The sequence below is a fragment of the Knoellia koreensis genome (assembly GCF_013041615.1).
Classification (GTDB): Bacteria; Actinomycetota; Actinomycetes; order Actinomycetales; family Dermatophilaceae; genus Pedococcus; species Pedococcus koreensis.
In genome coordinates this window covers 1,464,743-1,479,885 of the sequence record NZ_JABEPQ010000001.1, presented here as the reverse complement: position 1 = coordinate 1,479,885, position 15,143 = coordinate 1,464,743, and the positions used below count along the sequence as shown (strand labels likewise).

Genomic DNA, 15,143 nt, shown 5'->3' with positions numbered 1-15,143 from the left:
CCCGCCCCTTTCTCGTGCGTCGGACGCGGCTCAGGCGTTCGGGCGACGGCCGTGGTTGGCCGCACTGCCCTTGCGCGAGCGGCGCTTGCGGGCGCGCTTGCTCATCGTGATCTCTTCCGTCGGGGTAGGCGCACCCGAAGGGTGCACCGCAAACGGCACCCATTCTCGCACACGCCCCGGGGGGACCTGACCTACTCACGGGTATCACCACCAACGCAGGCAAATCGCGCCCAAAGGAATGACTGAATTTCCAAGACTTGGTCAAGAACCAGTAAGGGCCGATGCAAGAACGCTGGTTGCGGGCATCATAGTCCTGCTGACCAACCGCACCCCTGGCTGTTGGCGGCTAGTACTAGCTCGACCCGTCCAAAGGGACGATGCACAAGTCGGGCATTAGGAGCATTAGTCATGAAGGCCATCACCACCCTCTTCGAGTCCATCCTCTCCACCGACGAGTCGATCGTCTGGCGCCCCACCGACGGCCCGACTGAGTACTCCCGCGGCTGGAAGTGGGACCCGGCTGCGCCGGCTGCGCGCGGCTGGAAGTGGGACCCGATCGACGCCGCCTGACCCCAGCTCGCACGGGGCTCACGCGGCCCAGCCCGAATCGTCTGCCGCCGACCGGCTCAACCCGGTCTGTCGCAATGGTTCCGCTGTGCGCTGTCCGGTTGAGCCGTAGATTTGCCCCGTGAACGAGGACTCGGGGCGAGACGTCAAACCATCTCGCCTGGGCAGCGCATCCACCGTCGCGTTTGCGATCGCGACGGCGACATTGGCCGTGCTGCTCCTTGCCGTGGGCTGGTGGCAGACCGGGCCGCCGCATGACTGGCTCGCGATCCTGGTCCTGTCCTCGTTCGGTCTCAGTGCCTGGCTGCTGCGTGAGTCCCACGTCGGAGCGCGGGTCCAGCTGAACTTCATCAGCATCATCCTGCTCGCCGCAGCCGTCATCGTCGGCCCGGTCGGTGCAGGACTGGTAGGGGCAGTGGCCCTGGTCCTCAACTTCGACCGAGCTCCATGGGTGGCCCAGGTATTCAACATCGCGATGTTCTCCAGCGTCGGTTCGCTGGGCGGTTTGGTGTACCTGTGGTCCGGCGGCATGGACGAGATCGGTCGCAGCTCTGGGGTCGGCCAGTTGCTTCTGGGTGTCGGGCTGCCCCTTATGATCGCCGACGTCGCGCAGTGCATCCTGAACGCAGTCCTGATCGCTGGGATCCTGCGGGTGTCGGGCGGGACCCCACTGCGGTCCTCCATCGTTCAGCTGCTTGGAAACAGTGGCTTGGCCTACGTCGGCTACGGGGTTGTCGGGTTCCTGTTCGTCGTGCTGTGGATTCCCGCCGGGGTCGGCTGGTTCAGCGCGGTCCTGGTCTTGGCCCCCTTGTTCGTGGCCCGCTGGGCTTTCGAGCAGTACGGCGAGGAGTTCCGGGCGCACGAACGCACCCTGCGGGCACTGGTCAGCGCTGAGGAGAAGAAGGAAGCGGGCAACATCGGTCACAGCGAGCGAGTTGGTCAGCTGAGTGAGTGGATTGCCGAGGCAATCGGGTTGGGGCACAAGGAGACTCAGGACGTTCGTACGGCTGGCATGCTGCACGACGTCGGGACGGTCGCTGTGCCGAGTCGGCTGCTGCGGGGCCGCGAGCCACTGACCGACGCCGGGATGGTCGAGCTTGCCGCGCACGCTCGCGCCGGGGTGCGACTGGTCGAGGGCATCGGGTTCCTCCGAGACTCGCTCGAGGGCATCGCCCACCACCACGAACGCTTTGACGGCCGGGGCTACCCATCAGCCCTGGCTGGGCAGGAGATCCCAATGGCGGCGCGGATCGTGGCGGTCGCCGACACCTTCGATGCCCTCACCACACCTCGCCCATATCGTGCTGCGCACACCACCGTCGAGGCGCTCCGGATGATCCACGAACGGGCCGGCGTGCAGTTCGATCCGGTTGTGTGCGACGCCCTGACCAAGGCTCTGGCCCGCCATCCGTGGGCACACCGAGGTGGCGAGTCGGTCGCATCGGGCTCGGCGGATGCGGTGATGCACTACGATGAGCCAGAGTTCTCGGACTTGCTTGCCGAGCGCGCCGATCTCCGGGCACTGGTCCGGGACAGGGAGATCGGCGCGAGCACCGCACGCCAGGCAGCGGGCAGGGCCGGAATGAGGGTGCCGTGACGAGGCGCTGGCGTGGTGCGGCGGTCCTCAGCGCCGTCATCGCCCTGGTCGGCGCGAGCGTGGTTCTGGTGTCCACTGCTCTGGCCGCCCCCGAGCTGAAAGTGCTCAGCAGTGCCGTCGTTGGGCGGCTGGCCCTGTTCTTCGTCGTCATCTCGCTCGGCGAGCTGGCTCGCGTCACCATTCTCACGGGTCGCGAGTCCGCGCCGATGTCGACTGCTGCTGCCCTCGGGCTTGCCACGTCCACCCTCATCGACCCGGGTGACGCGCCCGTCTCCAGCGCGGTGATCACCTGCACCATCTCCTGGGCCATGCTCGTCGGGGCCATCCTGCGCCGCACCCGGACTCGCGCCCAGTGGGGCGACACGATGGCGCGGATTGCGGGGGCGGCGATGGCTCCGCTCCTGTATCGCTGGGTCGAGTACGACGGGCGCACCCTGGTCGAGTGGCAGCAGGTATGGGAGCACAAGCGGTGGCTCGTGGCGTTGGCCATGGTCGCAGTCGGTGGCGTCGCCATGGCAGTCGACCTCATCCTGGAGGCAACCATGCGGGCAGGGCGCCAGGACGCACCTCTCCTGCGCAGCATCGCCGACGAGTTCCGGTCGGCCGGGGGCCTGGCCACCGCTCTGGCCACGTCCGGCGCGCTCATCTCCCTGGGCGAGTACGCCTTGGGAATGTTGGCTCTGCCGCTGTTCCTGTTCCCCCTTGCGCTGACCTACTTCGCGGTGCAGCGATTCGCCTCCATCCGCCGCACCTACCGGCAGACGATCGGTGCGCTGTCGTCCCTCACCGACGTCGCGGGGTACACCACCGATGCGCACGGCAGCAGGGTCGCCGAGCTCTCCACCGCGATCGGACGTGACCTCGGCATGAGTGCGAATGACCTGACCGACCTGGAGTACGCCGCGCTGCTGCACGACCTGGGGCAGGTCGGCCTGCGGGAGCCCATTCCGCACGGGGCGACCGTCATGGCTGCTCCCGCCGACCAGCGGCGCATCGCGCTCGACGGCGCGGAGATCGTGCGGACGACGGGCGTGCTCGACGAGGTCGCTGCCGTGCTGGAGGCTCAGACGACGCCGTACCGGCAGGTGCGCGAGTTCGGTCAGGATCTTCCGCTGTCGAGCCGAATCATCAAGGTGGCCAACGCCTACGACGACCTCGCCGGTCCCGACGGGATCGGCGACGAGAGAGCGATGGAGCGCATCCACCTCGGCCTCGGGTACGAGTACGACCCCAGGGTCGTGGAGTCGCTCAGCCGGGTGCTCGCCCGACGTCGACGCACGTCCGGGAACTGATCCACACCGCCGGCGGTCCGGGGCGGACAGGTGGCCTGCCCGCGGAGGTGAGCACGCGGCATACCGGCGGGTGGTCTCGGTGACCGCACGCGAAGGGGCGGGGCCGACGAACGGCCCCGCCCCTCAAGGGTTCTCGCGAGGTGCGACTAGGTGACGGGACCGGCCGTGAGCTGGTCGTCCATGTCACGGTGCTTCTCGACGCGGGGGTCGCCCGCATCGGCGAAGTAGTCACCCTTGATCGTGTCGTCGCGGCCGTTGGACACCTTGAGCGCATTGAGGATCACGGTGATGATCACGGCCACGAGGATGTTGATGACGAAGGCCGACATCGCGATGTAGCCCAGCTTGCCGATGACCGGCATGTTCGCCAGCGAGCCACCGAAGTGCTTGGTGGCGGGGGAGGCGACGTTGTATGCCGCGTACGTGCCGTAGATCATGCCGACGAGCCACCCGACGAACAGCGCACGGCGGTGGAACCACCGCGTGTAGAGGCTGAAGACGATGGAGGGGAACGTCTGCAGGATCCAGATGCCACCGAGGAGCTGGAAGTTGATGGCGTTCTGCTTGTCGAGCGTCAGCACGAAGATCAGCGCAAAAGCCTTGACCAGCAACGAAACCAGCTTCGACACCTTGGCCTCCTCGGCGTGCGAGGCGTTCGGCTTGATGAGGTCGCGGTAGATGTTGCGGGTGAAGGTGTTGGCCGCAGCGATCGACATGATCGCCGCCGGCACCAGCGCGCCGATCGCCACAGCGGCGAAGGCCACGCCGGCGAACCAGCTGGGGAACATGTCCTCGAACAGCTGCGGGATCACCAGCTGCGCGTTCGGCTTGCCGTCGAGCCCGATCGGCTTGGTACCAGCGGCAATCGCGACCCAACCGAGCAGCGCGAGCAGGCCGAGCACGAAGCTGTAGGCCGGCAGGATCGAGGCGTTGCGGCGGATGGTGTTGCGGTTCTGGCTGGAGAGGGTCGCCGTGATCGAGTGCGGGTACATGAACAGCGCCAGGGCGGAACCGAGGGCCAGGGTGGCGTACGCCCAGTGCTGCGCAGCGCCCGGGATGAACGCGCCCGTGGGCTTGCTCGGGTCGGCCAGGCTCGGTTTGGCCATCTTGGCCTCGGCCGCACCGAAGATCGCGTCCCAGCCGCCGGCGATCTTGCCGGGCAGGTAGATGATCGCGACGATGATGACGAGGTAGATCAGCGTGTCCTTCACGAACGCGATGACCGCCGGCGCGCGCAGCCCACTGGAGTAGGTGTACGCCGCCAGCAGCGCGAACGCGATGAACAACGGCGCGTCCTTGGCGATGATGTTCTGCGAGCCGCCCACACCCGCGACCTCGAGCACCGCCTGGATGCCGACGAGCTGCAGGGCGATGTAGGGCATCGTCGCCAGGATGCCGGTGACCGACACCGCGAGCGTGAGGAGCTTGGAGTTGTAGCGGCCCTTGACGAAGTCGGCCGGCGTGACGTAGCCGTGCCGGTGACTGACCGACCACAGCCGCGACATGAAGATGAAGATGATCGGGTAGAGCACGATCGTGTACGGGACGGCGAAGAAGCCCGCGACCGCGCCCGTGGCGAACATCGCCGCCGGCACCGCGACAAAGGTGTATGCCGTGTAGAGGTCGCCACCGAGCAGGAACCAGGTGACCCACGTGCCGAAGCGGCGGCCACCGAGACCCCACTCGTCGAGGGACTCCATGCTGTCGGCGCGGCGCCAGCGGGTCGCCCAGAAGCCCAGGCCCGTGACCACGAGGAACAGCACGATGAGCACGGTGAGTGCGACACCGTTGACGCCGGTGCCGGTGGCCGCCGGCGTGGCCGCTGGCGTGGCCGTCGGGATGGCTGCGAGGGCGGCGGTGTTCATCGGGCCACCTCGTCACCGTCGCGGTCGGCCTCGCGGTGCATGGGCCGGTGCGGCCGCGCCTTGAGGACCAGCCGGTATGCCGTGTAGGTCATGGCCGAGCACAGGAACACCCAGAGGAACTGGTACCAGATGAAGAACGGCCAGCCGCCGAGCTTGGGCTCGACCTTGGCGTAGCTGCTCACCCACATCAGGGCGATGATCGGGATGGCCAGCAGGACGCCCGCGGCGGCGAGCAGTCCTTTGTTGGCTGGTGGGATGGTGTCGTGGTCGACTTCTCGGTCGTTGCTCACGTCGTGAACCTCCGCGTGCGTCAGGGGCTGCCTCCGCGCAGTCCGCTGAGCACCGTAGACCCGACCAGCCGGTAACTGGGGGATGTCACATGCGTCACTTCGGTAACAGAGGTCGCAGCAGCTACCGAGGCGAGACGCAGAAATGGCCGGTTCTCGGGTCCTTGGTCGGGATACCGACCACAGGTCCGAGAACCGGCCACCTCGTGCTGGAGACCGCGGGGGCGTCAGCCCTTCTTGGTCTCTTTGAAGATGCGGTCGACCTCGTCGATCTTGGCGAGCAGCTCGTCGGCCACGGACTCGTCGAACGAGCCCTTGGTGCCCGACGCGCCGGCCAGCTTGGTCGCCTCGTTGATGAGGGTGTTGAGCTCGGGGTACTTCTCGAAGTGCGGCGGCTTGAAGTAGTCGGTCCACAGGACCCACAGGTGGTGCTTGACCAGCTCGGAGCGCTGCTCCTTGATGATCATCGCGCGCATGCGGAAGTCGGGGTCGTCGGGGTTGTCGGCGACCTTCTTGTCGATGGCCTTGATCGACTCGGCCTCGATGCGGGCCTGGGCGGGGTCGTAGACACCACAGGGCAGGTCGCAGTGGGCGCTGACCTCGGTGGTGCGGAAGAAGCGGGAAAGCATGAAAATCCCTTCTGCGAGATGGATGATCACGTGCTCCCTCAACCTACCCCCGCGCCCGCGGCGACGCACCGGTGGGCCCTGTGCCACACGGCATACGGACAAGGCGTTGACGGTATGCCGCGTGGTCGCCTCGGCGACCGCGCGCCCGTTGGCCTCGCTAACGTGCCTTGTGCGGGGGTTGGCGTCGGCGGCGTCCGGGCCACCGCAGCCGGTGCGGCAGCCGGAACAACACGAGAGCACGGATCTGGTCACGTGCGAGCGAACCGATGCCATAGGTCCACGAGTCGGCCACGCCGAGCTCGCCCTGGTTGTCGGCCTCGACCCAGTACCGGGTGGGGTCCTCTGGGTCGAGCATCGTGACGCGCTTGATCGCGAGCGGGCGCGGCATACCGGCATCGTCCGGGGGGAGGCGCACGATGGCGAGGCGTCCGAGCTTCGGGGGAGCGCCGCGCAGGACGACGAGGCGGTCGCCGGTGTGCAGGGTGGGCTCCATCGAGCGACCGCGGACGCGGACGAGGCTGAGGCCGAGACGGGGCACGGGTCGTTCTCCTGAGTGGACGCGAGGGGGCGCGAGGGGCGCCATGCCGGGGCCCATCATGCTCGCCGGACGAGCGTCGACACCACCGCCAGATGCCCGGACTTCCTGACGTCTGCCGGAGTCGCGGTGACAGGGCTACGATCCGAAGGTTGGAGCGCGCCGGGCAGAGCCGCTCGGGGGAGACTTCGACCTTGCCAGGGGAGGGCAATGATGTTCCGACGTTCACTGGTCGCGCTGACGACCGCGGCCCTGTGCGCCATGACCGCCGTCGCGCACGCCGACACCACGCCGATCGCCGAGACCGGGAAGGTCCGGTTGTCCGGGGCGGACCGCTACGCCACGTCGGTCGCGATCTCGCGCAAGACGTTCACCACCCCGCAGGACCGGGTGGTGATCGTCTCTGGCGAGGACTGGCCCGACGGTCTGGCGGCGGGTCCGCTCGCGGCACGGTGGAAGGCACCGGTGCTCCTGGTGTCGCGCAAGGGAGTGCCCGCTGTGGTGCGCGCCGAGTTGCAGCGACTGCATGCCCGCCAGCTGATCGCGGTCGGTGGGCCGGCAAGCGTCCCGGAGTCGGTGATGCGTGAGGCCGCGCAGTGGTCGAGCTCGGCCGCGCGCGCGTCGGGCGCGAACCGCTACGAGACGGCCGAGGCGGTCGCCCGCTCGATGACATCGGTGGACGCGGTCTACCTGGCGTCGGGCACGAGCTTCGCCGACGCGCTGAGCTCGGGGGCGGTGGCGGCCGCCGAGAACGGCGCGGTGCTGCTCACCACCACGTCGGCGTTGCCGGCAGCAACCAAGCGAGCCCTGAGCGACACCGCGCCGTCCAAGGTGGTCATCGTCGGTGGCCCGAGCGTCATCTCGCCGGCCGTCGAAAGCCAGGTGCGGGCAGCCCTGCCCGGCGCGACGGTGACCCGCGTCTACGGCTCCGACCGCTACTACACGGCCTTCCTGCTGGCCATGCCGCGGTGGGGTGCAAGGGAGGGCGGGAGCAACATCTTCTACGCGTCGGGCACCTCGTTCGCCGACGCGCTCTCGGGTGCGCCTGCGGCATACGTCAACGACGCCCCGATCCTGCTGACCCGCGGCACCTGCACCCCCGGGCCGACGGAGTTCATGGACCAGGAGGTCACCATCAAGCTCAAGGTGTTCCTCGGCGGCCCCACCGTTACGTACTCGGGCTCGCGCATCTGCCCGTGACCTGACGCGGTCGAAAGGCCAGCCCAAATCGGGCATTTCGCTGTTCGGCGGGACGTCCAGCTCGTACGCTTCGCCTGCACTGTCCGGATGCCCCGGACCTTCCACCGAACGGACCCACAGATGAACAGACGTCGTTCCCTTGTCACCGCCGCGCTGGTCTCGGCTGTCACCGCCGGACTCGCCCTGGCCGGCGCGGGCGGCGCCTCGGCCACGTCGACGCCGATCACCCAGACCGGGGCCGTACGGCTCGCGGGCGCCGACCGCTACGCCACGGCCGTCAAGGTCTCGCAGCGCACGTTCAAGGCTCCCCAGACCAACGTGGTCGTGGCCTCGGGGGAGTCGTGGCCGGATGCACTCGCGGCCGGCCCCTTCGCGGCATCGCTGGATGCGCCGTTGCTGCTCGTGCGCAAGAACAGCGCACCCCAGGTGGCCATCGACGAGCTGAAGCGGCTGCGACCCAGCAAGATCTACCTCATCGGTGGCCCCGGCGCGATCTCCGATGCGACCTGGTACAAGCTGATGGACCAGGTGACGTGGGAGAGCTCCGCGGAGCGGATCGCGGGGCGCGACCGCTACGCCACCGCCTTCGAGGTGCTCAACCGGATGGACGGGCTCGGCGCCGTCTACGTGGCCTCGGGTGCCACGTATGCCGATGCGCTGGCTGGCGGTGCGGCCGCGGCCGTCGAGGGGGGCGCGCTCGTGCTCACCCCTCCGACCAGCCTCTCGTCCGGTGCCGCCAGGGGAGTGGGGCGCACCAACCACGTCGTGATCCTCGGTGGAACGGGCGCTGTCTCGGCAGGCGTCGAGCGACAGATCAGGTCCGCCGCCGGTGGCGCAACGGTCGACCGCGCCGACGGCGCCAACCGGTACGAGACCGCTGCGATCGTCGCCGACGCCCTGTGGGGGTCGACCGGTGCGGACGCGGTGTTCTTCGCCTCCGGCACCAGCTTCCCCGACGCGCTCGGCGCGACGCCCGCGGCATACGTCAACGACGCACCGGTGCTGCTCACCAGGGGCACCTGCACGCCGGAGCCGACCGCGGTCATCGAGGAGCAGCTGGCGCCGAGGACCGGCGTCTTCCTGGGTGGGTCGTCGGTGACCTACTCGGGTGCCCGCCTCTGCTGAGCCGGTAGACACGACAAGGGCCGGCCCGGGAGGCAACTCCCGGGCCGGCCCTCGTCGTGTGTGTTCAGGCCGAAGGGGTGGCTTCCGCGTCGTCCTCCTCCTGGCGCATGCGACGCAGGAACGACTTGGTGCGCTCGTGCTGCGGGTTGTTGATGACGTCCTTGGGCGCGCCCTGCTCGACGACGACACCGCCGTCCATGAAGACGACCCGGTCGGCGACCTCGCGCGCGAACGACATCTCGTGGGTGACGACGATCATCGTCATGCCGTCCTGCGCGAGCTGGCGCATCACCTTGAGCACCTCGCCGACGAGCTCGGGGTCGAGCGCGGACGTGGGCTCGTCGAAGAGCATCAGCTTGGGGTCCATGGCCAGGGCCCGCGCGATCGCGACGCGCTGCTGCTGGCCGCCGGAGAGCTGCGCGGGGTAGGCGCTCGGTTTGTCCTTGAGGCCGACCTGGTCGAGGAGCGCGAGCGCGCGTTCCTTGGCCTTGGCCTTGGACTGGCCGGCGACCTGGACCGGCGCCTCCATGATGTTCTCGAGCGCGGTCATGTGCGGGAAGAGGTTCCAGCGCTGGAAGACCATGCCGATCTCGCGGCGCTGCGCGGCCACCTGCTTGTCGCTGAGGTGGTGCAGGTGGCCGTTCTTCTCGGCGTAGCCCATGAGGTCGCCGTCGACCCAGATGCGTCCGCCGTCGATCGACTCGAGCTGGTTGATGCACCGCAGGAACGTGGTCTTGCCCGACCCGGATGGGCCGAGGAGGCAGACCACCTCACCCTTGGCGACGTCCATGTCGATGCCCTTGAGGACCTCGTTGCCGTGGAACGCCTTGGTGACGTTGACGGCGTGGACGAGCGGGTATGCCGTGGTGCCAGTTGCCGTCGTCGGTTGCGTTGCGCTCATCAGGCTCCTCCCGCTCCGGCGCGGAAACGCAACTTGGCCAGCATCGAGGTATCGCCCCGCGCCGGGCCCGTGCCGAAGCCGCGGCCGAACCGCTTCTCCAGGTAGTTCTGCCCGACCATGAGGACCGAGCAGACGATGAGGTACCACAGGGTCGCGGCCACCATGGTCGGCATGATCTGCAGCGTGCGGGTGCCGATCGCCTGGGTCTGGAAGAACAGCTCGGTCGTGACGGGCAGTGCCAGCAGGAGCGAGGTGTCCTTGACCATGGCGATGGTCTCGTTGCCGGTGGGCGGCACGATGACGCGCATCGCCTGGGGCAGCACGACGCGGCGCATGGTCTTGCCGCTGGACATGCCGAGGGCGTGGGCGGCCTCGGTCTGGCCCTTGTCGACGGACAGGATGCCGGCGCGGGCGATCTCGGCCATGTAGGCGGCTTCGGACAGGCCCAGGCCGATGATGCCCATGGCCAGGGTGCTGCTGAACTGGTTCACGTCCAGGGAGAAGAACGTGAGGTCGTTGCTGAGCCCGAGGAGCCCGGCGATCTGCTTGCCGAAGGGCACGCCGATGTCGAACGTGCTGTAGAGGTAGCCGAGCCCGGTGCCAAGGATCGTCAGCAGCACGTAGCGGGGGATGGCCCGGAAGAACCACGTGTAGACGAATGACACTCCGCGCAGGACCGGGTTGGTCGAGAGCCGCATGATGCCGACGATGATGCCGAGACCGACGCCGAGCACCATCGCGCCGACGGTGCCGAGGATGGTGCCCTTGACGAGGCCGTCGAGCACCGGGTTGTAGTTCATGACCCGCAGCGCGAACGGGAAGTCCCACTTGTCGTTGGTCACGAACGAGCTGATCATCATCGCGACGAGGATGGCGATGACCACGAGGGCCACCCAGCGCCACGGGTGGGGGACGGGCCGGGCGTTGATCGGCCCCGGCCGCTCGTCGGTGGTGTCTGTCATGTGCACCTCACCTCGGGGGTCGCGTCGTGGCGACCACGTGTCGTGCCCAGCAGGTCCTGGTCGTCGAACCGCTGGGGGAACCGTACTCCGCGAGCGCGCGACGGGCGCCGAACCCGTTGGTCCGACGCCCGTCGCGAGCGTGTCGTCAGCGCGTCACGGGTTGACCTGGAAGTCCCCGATGGCGCCGGAGGCGTTGCCCCACTTGTCGAGGATCTTGTCGTAGGTCCCGTCCTCCTTCAGCGCCTTGAGCGCGACGGCGAAGGACTGGGCAAAGTCGGTCTCGTCCTTGGGGATCACGACGCCGTAGGGGGCGGCGTCGTAGATCTCGCCGAGTGCCTCGAGCTGACCCTTGGTCTGCTGCACGGCATACAGGCCGACGGGGGAGTCGGCGAGCATGGCGTCGGACTTGCCGGAGACGACGCTCGCGGTGACCTTGCTCTGGTCGGCGTCGACGATCTGCTTGATGGCGGGCTTGCCCGCGTCGGTGCACTTCTTGGAGCGGGCCGTCAGGTCGTCGATCTGGACGGTGCCCTTCTGGACGCCGATGTTCAGGCCGCAGGCGTTGTCGGGGTCGACCTTCTTGGGGTTGCCCTTCTTGACGGCCCACTGGGTGCCGGCGTTGAAGTAGCTCACCATGTTGACCTGCTTCTTGCGCTCGTCGTTGATGGTGAACGAGCTGACGCCGATGTCGAACTTGCCCGACTTCACGCCGAGGATGATGGTGTCGAAGCCGGCGTTCTGGAACTCCGCCTTGAGCCCCATCTTCTGCGCGACGGCGGTGAAGATGTCGACGTCCATGCCGACGACCGTCTTGCCGTCGGTGTCGAGGAACTCGTTGGGCGCGTAGGACGCGTCCGAGCCGATGACAAGCTTGCCGGCCTGCTTGATCTTGTCGGGCACGCCGGCGGCGAGCTGCGGGTCGACGGCGGCGGAGGTGGAGCTGGAGCTGCTGGAGCCGCTCGAGGAGCTGGAGCCGCTGCCGTCGAGGGAGTCGGAGCCGCAGGCCGACAGGGCCAGTCCGGCGGTGACCATGCCGGCCAGCAGCATCGTGGTCGAGCGGAGTCGGGGAGTCATTCGGGTCGTTCCTTCCAGGTATGCCGCGTGGTCCCGGCGGCGCGGCCGCCGGGTCGGTGCCAGGCGCGGTCGGCGCCCCACAGTGCGTGGGTGACTGAGCGGCATACTGCCACCTCACAAGGCGACACGGGTCACACTCGCGTCACGACGGTGGTCAACATCCTCCGTTCGTGCAAACATGTGACCAGCGGGTAACCCCCGCTCTCGCGATCAAGGCCACACCCCGGCTGTTCCACTGACCAGCGACCGTGCTGGTGTGACCCGCGCTCCACCCCTCCCTTCCCTGAGGTGACTCGTCATGTCTGCGAACCCGTCGTACCCGCTGTTCGACCCGAGCGACCCGGTCTTCCGGGCGCACGAGGGCGGCAAGCTCGGGGTACACGCCACGCAGCCGTTGCGGGACCGGGCCGACCTGTCGCTCGTCTACACGCCCGGTGTGGCCGACGTGTGCACGGCCATCGCCGCCGACCCGACGCTCGCGGCGGCATACACCTCGCGCGCCAACACGGTCGCGGTGGTGACCGACGGCACCGCCGTCCTCGGGCTGGGTGACATCGGGCCGTTGGCCGCGCTGCCGGTCATGGAGGGAAAGGCGGTGCTGTTCAAGCACTTTGGCGGGGTCGACGCGGTGCCGGTGTGCCTGGAGACGGGCTCGGTGGACGAGCTGGTCGAGGCGATCGTGCGGATCGCGCCGACGTACGGCGGGATCAACCTCGAGGACATCTCGGCGCCGCGGTGCTTCGAGATCGAGAAGCGGCTCCAGGAGCGGCTGGACATTCCGGTGTTCCACGACGACCAGCACGGCACGGCGATCGTGACGCTGGCCGGGCTGATGAACGCCGCAACGGTGGTGGGCCGTGAATTGTCGTCGCTGCGGGTGGTCGTGTCGGGCGCTGGTGCGGCCGGTGTCGCCGTGACGCGGCTGCTCGCCCGCGCCGGCGTGACGGACATCGTCGTGTGCGACTCGCGCGGTGTGCTGTCGACGTCACGGTCGGATCTCGGTGGTGCGCCGCACAAGCGGCGGCTGGCGGCGACGACCAACCCGCGTGGCGTGGTCGGCGGGCTCAGTGACGCGCTCATGGGGGCGGACGTCTACATCGGTGTCTCGGGCGGGCAGGTGCCCGAGGCCGACATCGCCCGGATGGCGCCCGACGCCATCATCTTCGCGCTCGCGAACCCCACGCCCGAGGTGCCGATCGAGGTCGCCCACCGGTATGCCGCGGTCGTCGCCACCGGGCGCTCGGACCACCCGAACCAGATCAACAACGTGCTGGCGTTCCCCGGGGTGTTCCGGGGTGCGCTGGACTCGGGCGCGGCTCAGGTGACCGAGGCGATGAAGCTGGCCGCCGCGTCAGCGATCGCCGGCCTGGTGGCTTCGCCCACGGCTGACGAGATCGTGCCCTCGGTCTTTCAGGAAGGCGTCGCCGACGCCGTCGCGCAAGCCGTCGCCAATTTGACCTAGGGACGTCTGCGATCGGCAGGTGCGGCTCGGTGCCATGGGACGCCTGATGGCCCGGTCTGTCCCGCTATCGTGTGCTCCATGTCTGGGACCGTGAGCGTGGGCCGCCCACTGCGATATGAACGAGTTTTGGCCCTTGGGGCCCACACCGATGATATCGAGTTGGGGTGCGCCGCATTCTTGAGCCGGTTGGTTCGCCAAGGCGCAGAGGTCGCGGTTGCTGCCTTCTCCAGAGCTGAGCTGAGCCTGCCGGACGAGTTCCCACGAGACACGTTGGAGTTGGAGTTCCGCAACTCCATGAAGCACATAGGCGTTTCGGATCAGCTATATATGGGTACGCTGCCGGTGAGGGCCTTTCCGACGCACCGCCAAGAAGTCTTGGACGAGCTTGTCAAGATCAACCGCGAATTCGACCCGGACCTCATATTGACCATGAACAGCAAGGACACTCATCAGGATCACGAGGTCGTCCACAACGAGAGCGTGCGCGCTTTCCGCGGCAAGACCCTGTTGGGGTACGAGATCCCATGGAACCAGCAACAGAACATCATCAACCTGTTCGTAGAGGTATCCGAAGAGGACATCTCAACGAAGATCGCCATGTTGCAGGAGTACAAGAGTCAAGTCGCGTTGAACCGACCGTATGTGAACCAGGACTTCGTGCGTAGCGCGGCGGTATTCAGAGGCTTCCAAGCTCGCAAGCCCTTGTCGGAGGCCTTCGAGGTGATCACCATGAGTTGGGATCTCTGATGCACACCTTTGGCGACGTCGCACGAGTTCTTGGCACGACTAGCCGACGCCCTGATGCGTCGATCCTCGGGGTGTCGGCGTCGTCATCGCCGGAGCCTGGGACACTGTCGTTCATTCAGGCCGAGTCAGTTCCGTTCGAGGCTGTATCGGCCTTTCCTGACACGCTGTTCCTCGTGCCCAACGGGTCAGAAGCGGCCCAGAGCGACAACACCATCGAAGTCGCAAACCCGCGTTTGGCGTACGCACTCGTTTTGCGAGACCTCTTGGTAGAGGAGCACGAAACGCAAATTGCCCCGACTTCTGTCGTCGGTCAGGGAGTTGCCATAGGTGAGTCCGTGACGATCGGAGATTTCTGCGTCCTTGAGGACGGGGTCCAAATCGGTGACTATGTTGTGATTGGCCCGCACAGCGTGCTGCGCTCGGGCGTGCGAGTAGGTCCTTATACCCGGATCGGGAGCCACGCCAGCATCGGAGGCCCGGGGTTCGGCTTCGAAATGGACGAGAGCGGTAGGCCGATTCGTATCGGACACCGTGGTGGTGTTGACATCGGCGCGCACGTGGAGATCGGACAGCAGGTCTCGATTGCGCAGGGCACTATCGAACCAACGGTGATTCGCGATCATGTGAAGATCGACGACTGCGTCTTCATAGCCCACAACGTCAGCATTGATGAGAACTCGTTCATCATCGCAGGGGCAGAAATCAGCGGCAGTGTCCGAATCGGCCGTGGCGTCTGGATCTCGCCCGAGGTAACCGTGATCAACAAGGTCTCAATCGGTGACGAGGCTCTCGTCGGTATCGGAGCTGTCGTGGTGCGCGACGTAGAGGCCAACACGATCGTGGCAGGCGTCCCGGCCAAACCGCGTGGCCAGCGTCGAGCTGAATAGAGGACACTGACGC

16 protein-coding genes are annotated in these 15,143 nt (G+C 67.5%); 8 read left to right on the top strand and 8 right to left on the bottom strand.

Annotated features, from left to right (window positions below):
- Window positions 1-30: 30 nt before the first annotated feature.
- Window positions 31-105 carry a 50S ribosomal protein bL37 gene (locus HJG52_RS21850; RefSeq protein WP_371667504.1) on the bottom strand — a complete coding sequence of 25 codons (75 nt, stop codon included), beginning with the start codon at window positions 103-105 and terminating at the stop codon, window positions 31-33.
- 303 nt (window positions 106-408) lie between these two features.
- Here HJG52_RS21850 and HJG52_RS07210 point away from each other — a divergent pair, with 303 nt between their 5' ends.
- The 3 genes from HJG52_RS07210 to HJG52_RS21560 all read left to right on the top strand — a co-directional run bounded on the left by HJG52_RS07210 (window position 409) and on the right by HJG52_RS21560 (window position 3,456).
- On the top strand, window positions 409-570 hold the full coding sequence (locus HJG52_RS07210) for a hypothetical protein (RefSeq protein WP_171242778.1): 162 nt from the start codon (window positions 409-411) through the stop codon (window positions 568-570).
- A 118-nt stretch (window positions 571-688) separates the two neighbouring features.
- Window positions 689-2,164 carry an HD domain-containing phosphohydrolase gene (locus HJG52_RS07205; protein ID WP_171242777.1) on the top strand — a complete coding sequence of 492 codons (1,476 nt, stop codon included), beginning with the start codon at window positions 689-691 and terminating at the stop codon, window positions 2,162-2,164.
- On the top strand, window positions 2,161-3,456 hold the full coding sequence (locus HJG52_RS21560; protein WP_171242776.1) for an HD domain-containing phosphohydrolase: 1,296 nt from the start codon (window positions 2,161-2,163) through the stop codon (window positions 3,454-3,456). The genes HJG52_RS07205 and HJG52_RS21560 overlap by 4 nt, the downstream gene beginning before the upstream one ends.
- Window positions 3,457-3,602: 146 nt before the next feature.
- Here the strand turns inward: HJG52_RS21560 and mctP are convergent, their stop codons facing one another.
- The 4 genes from mctP to HJG52_RS07180 form a co-directional block, all read right to left on the bottom strand.
- Window positions 3,603-5,321 carry a monocarboxylate uptake permease MctP gene (mctP, locus tag HJG52_RS07195; RefSeq protein WP_171242775.1) on the bottom strand — a complete coding sequence of 573 codons (1,719 nt, stop codon included), beginning with the start codon at window positions 5,319-5,321 and terminating at the stop codon, window positions 3,603-3,605.
- The gene (locus HJG52_RS07190; protein ID WP_206069964.1) at window positions 5,318-5,611 is read right to left on the bottom strand and encodes a DUF3311 domain-containing protein; all 294 of its coding nucleotides are present in this window, start codon (window positions 5,609-5,611) and stop codon (window positions 5,318-5,320) included. The genes mctP and HJG52_RS07190 overlap by 4 nt, the downstream gene beginning before the upstream one ends.
- A gap of 224 nt (window positions 5,612-5,835) precedes the next feature.
- Window positions 5,836-6,237, bottom strand: a complete 402-nt coding sequence (gene sodN / locus HJG52_RS07185) for a superoxide dismutase, Ni (RefSeq protein ID WP_171242774.1) — start codon at window positions 6,235-6,237, stop codon at window positions 5,836-5,838.
- A gap of 157 nt (window positions 6,238-6,394) precedes the next feature.
- Complete coding sequence (locus HJG52_RS07180; protein WP_171242773.1) at window positions 6,395-6,775, bottom strand: S24/S26 family peptidase; 381 nt, start codon at window positions 6,773-6,775, stop codon at window positions 6,395-6,397.
- A gap of 207 nt (window positions 6,776-6,982) precedes the next feature.
- Here HJG52_RS07180 and HJG52_RS07175 point away from each other — a divergent pair, with 207 nt between their 5' ends.
- Entirely contained in the window at window positions 6,983-7,972 is a 990-nt protein-coding gene (locus HJG52_RS07175; RefSeq protein WP_171242772.1) for a cell wall-binding repeat-containing protein, read from the top strand.
- 120 nt (window positions 7,973-8,092) lie between these two features.
- On the top strand, window positions 8,093-9,097 hold the full coding sequence (locus tag HJG52_RS07170; protein ID WP_171242771.1) for a cell wall-binding repeat-containing protein: 1,005 nt from the start codon (window positions 8,093-8,095) through the stop codon (window positions 9,095-9,097).
- Between the two features lie 64 nt (window positions 9,098-9,161).
- Here HJG52_RS07170 and HJG52_RS07165 read toward each other — a convergent pair whose 3' ends face one another.
- From HJG52_RS07165 to HJG52_RS07155, 3 genes are all read right to left on the bottom strand, one after another.
- Window positions 9,162-9,998 carry an amino acid ABC transporter ATP-binding protein gene (locus HJG52_RS07165; RefSeq protein ID WP_171242770.1) on the bottom strand — a complete coding sequence of 279 codons (837 nt, stop codon included), beginning with the start codon at window positions 9,996-9,998 and terminating at the stop codon, window positions 9,162-9,164.
- Entirely contained in the window at window positions 9,998-10,960 is a 963-nt protein-coding gene (locus HJG52_RS07160; RefSeq protein WP_171242769.1) for an amino acid ABC transporter permease, read from the bottom strand. The genes HJG52_RS07165 and HJG52_RS07160 overlap by 1 nt, the downstream gene beginning before the upstream one ends.
- Before the next feature lie 153 nt (window positions 10,961-11,113).
- On the bottom strand, window positions 11,114-12,034 hold the full coding sequence (locus HJG52_RS07155; RefSeq protein WP_206069962.1) for an ABC transporter substrate-binding protein: 921 nt from the start codon (window positions 12,032-12,034) through the stop codon (window positions 11,114-11,116).
- A 298-nt stretch (window positions 12,035-12,332) separates the two neighbouring features.
- On the opposite strand from HJG52_RS07155, the gene HJG52_RS07150 reads away from it, so the two are divergent.
- The 3 genes from HJG52_RS07150 to HJG52_RS07140 all read left to right on the top strand — a co-directional run bounded on the left by HJG52_RS07150 (window position 12,333) and on the right by HJG52_RS07140 (window position 15,130).
- The gene (locus HJG52_RS07150) at window positions 12,333-13,496 is read left to right on the top strand and encodes an NAD(P)-dependent malic enzyme (protein ID WP_171242768.1); all 1,164 of its coding nucleotides are present in this window, start codon (window positions 12,333-12,335) and stop codon (window positions 13,494-13,496) included.
- A gap of 78 nt (window positions 13,497-13,574) precedes the next feature.
- Complete coding sequence (locus tag HJG52_RS07145; RefSeq protein ID WP_171242767.1) at window positions 13,575-14,243, top strand: PIG-L deacetylase family protein; 669 nt, start codon at window positions 13,575-13,577, stop codon at window positions 14,241-14,243.
- Entirely contained in the window at window positions 14,243-15,130 is an 888-nt protein-coding gene (locus tag HJG52_RS07140) for a UDP-3-O-(3-hydroxymyristoyl)glucosamine N-acyltransferase (protein WP_171242766.1), read from the top strand. Before HJG52_RS07145 ends, HJG52_RS07140 begins: the two co-directional genes overlap by 1 nt.
- The last annotated feature ends 13 nt before the right edge of the window (window positions 15,131-15,143 follow it).

Coding starts and splice junctions, on each gene's coding strand:
- HJG52_RS07210 (WP_171242778.1), top strand. CDS start 409: ATGAAGGCCATCACCACCCTCTTCGAGTCCATCCTCTCCACCGACGAG.
- mctP (WP_171242775.1), bottom strand. CDS start 5,321: ATGAACACCGCCGCCCTCGCAGCCATCCCGACGGCCACGCCAGCGGCC.
- sodN (WP_171242774.1), bottom strand. CDS start 6,237: ATGCTTTCCCGCTTCTTCCGCACCACCGAGGTCAGCGCCCACTGCGAC.
- HJG52_RS07175 (WP_171242772.1), top strand. CDS start 6,983: ATGATGTTCCGACGTTCACTGGTCGCGCTGACGACCGCGGCCCTGTGC.
- HJG52_RS07170 (WP_171242771.1), top strand. CDS start 8,093: ATGAACAGACGTCGTTCCCTTGTCACCGCCGCGCTGGTCTCGGCTGTC.
- HJG52_RS07165 (WP_171242770.1), bottom strand. CDS start 9,998: ATGAGCGCAACGCAACCGACGACGGCAACTGGCACCACGGCATACCCG.
- HJG52_RS07160 (WP_171242769.1), bottom strand. CDS start 10,960: ATGACAGACACCACCGACGAGCGGCCGGGGCCGATCAACGCCCGGCCC.
- HJG52_RS07155 (WP_206069962.1), bottom strand. CDS start 12,034: ATGACTCCCCGACTCCGCTCGACCACGATGCTGCTGGCCGGCATGGTC.
- HJG52_RS07150 (WP_171242768.1), top strand. CDS start 12,333: ATGTCTGCGAACCCGTCGTACCCGCTGTTCGACCCGAGCGACCCGGTC.
- HJG52_RS07145 (WP_171242767.1), top strand. CDS start 13,575: ATGTCTGGGACCGTGAGCGTGGGCCGCCCACTGCGATATGAACGAGTT.
- HJG52_RS07140 (WP_171242766.1), top strand. CDS start 14,243: ATGCACACCTTTGGCGACGTCGCACGAGTTCTTGGCACGACTAGCCGA.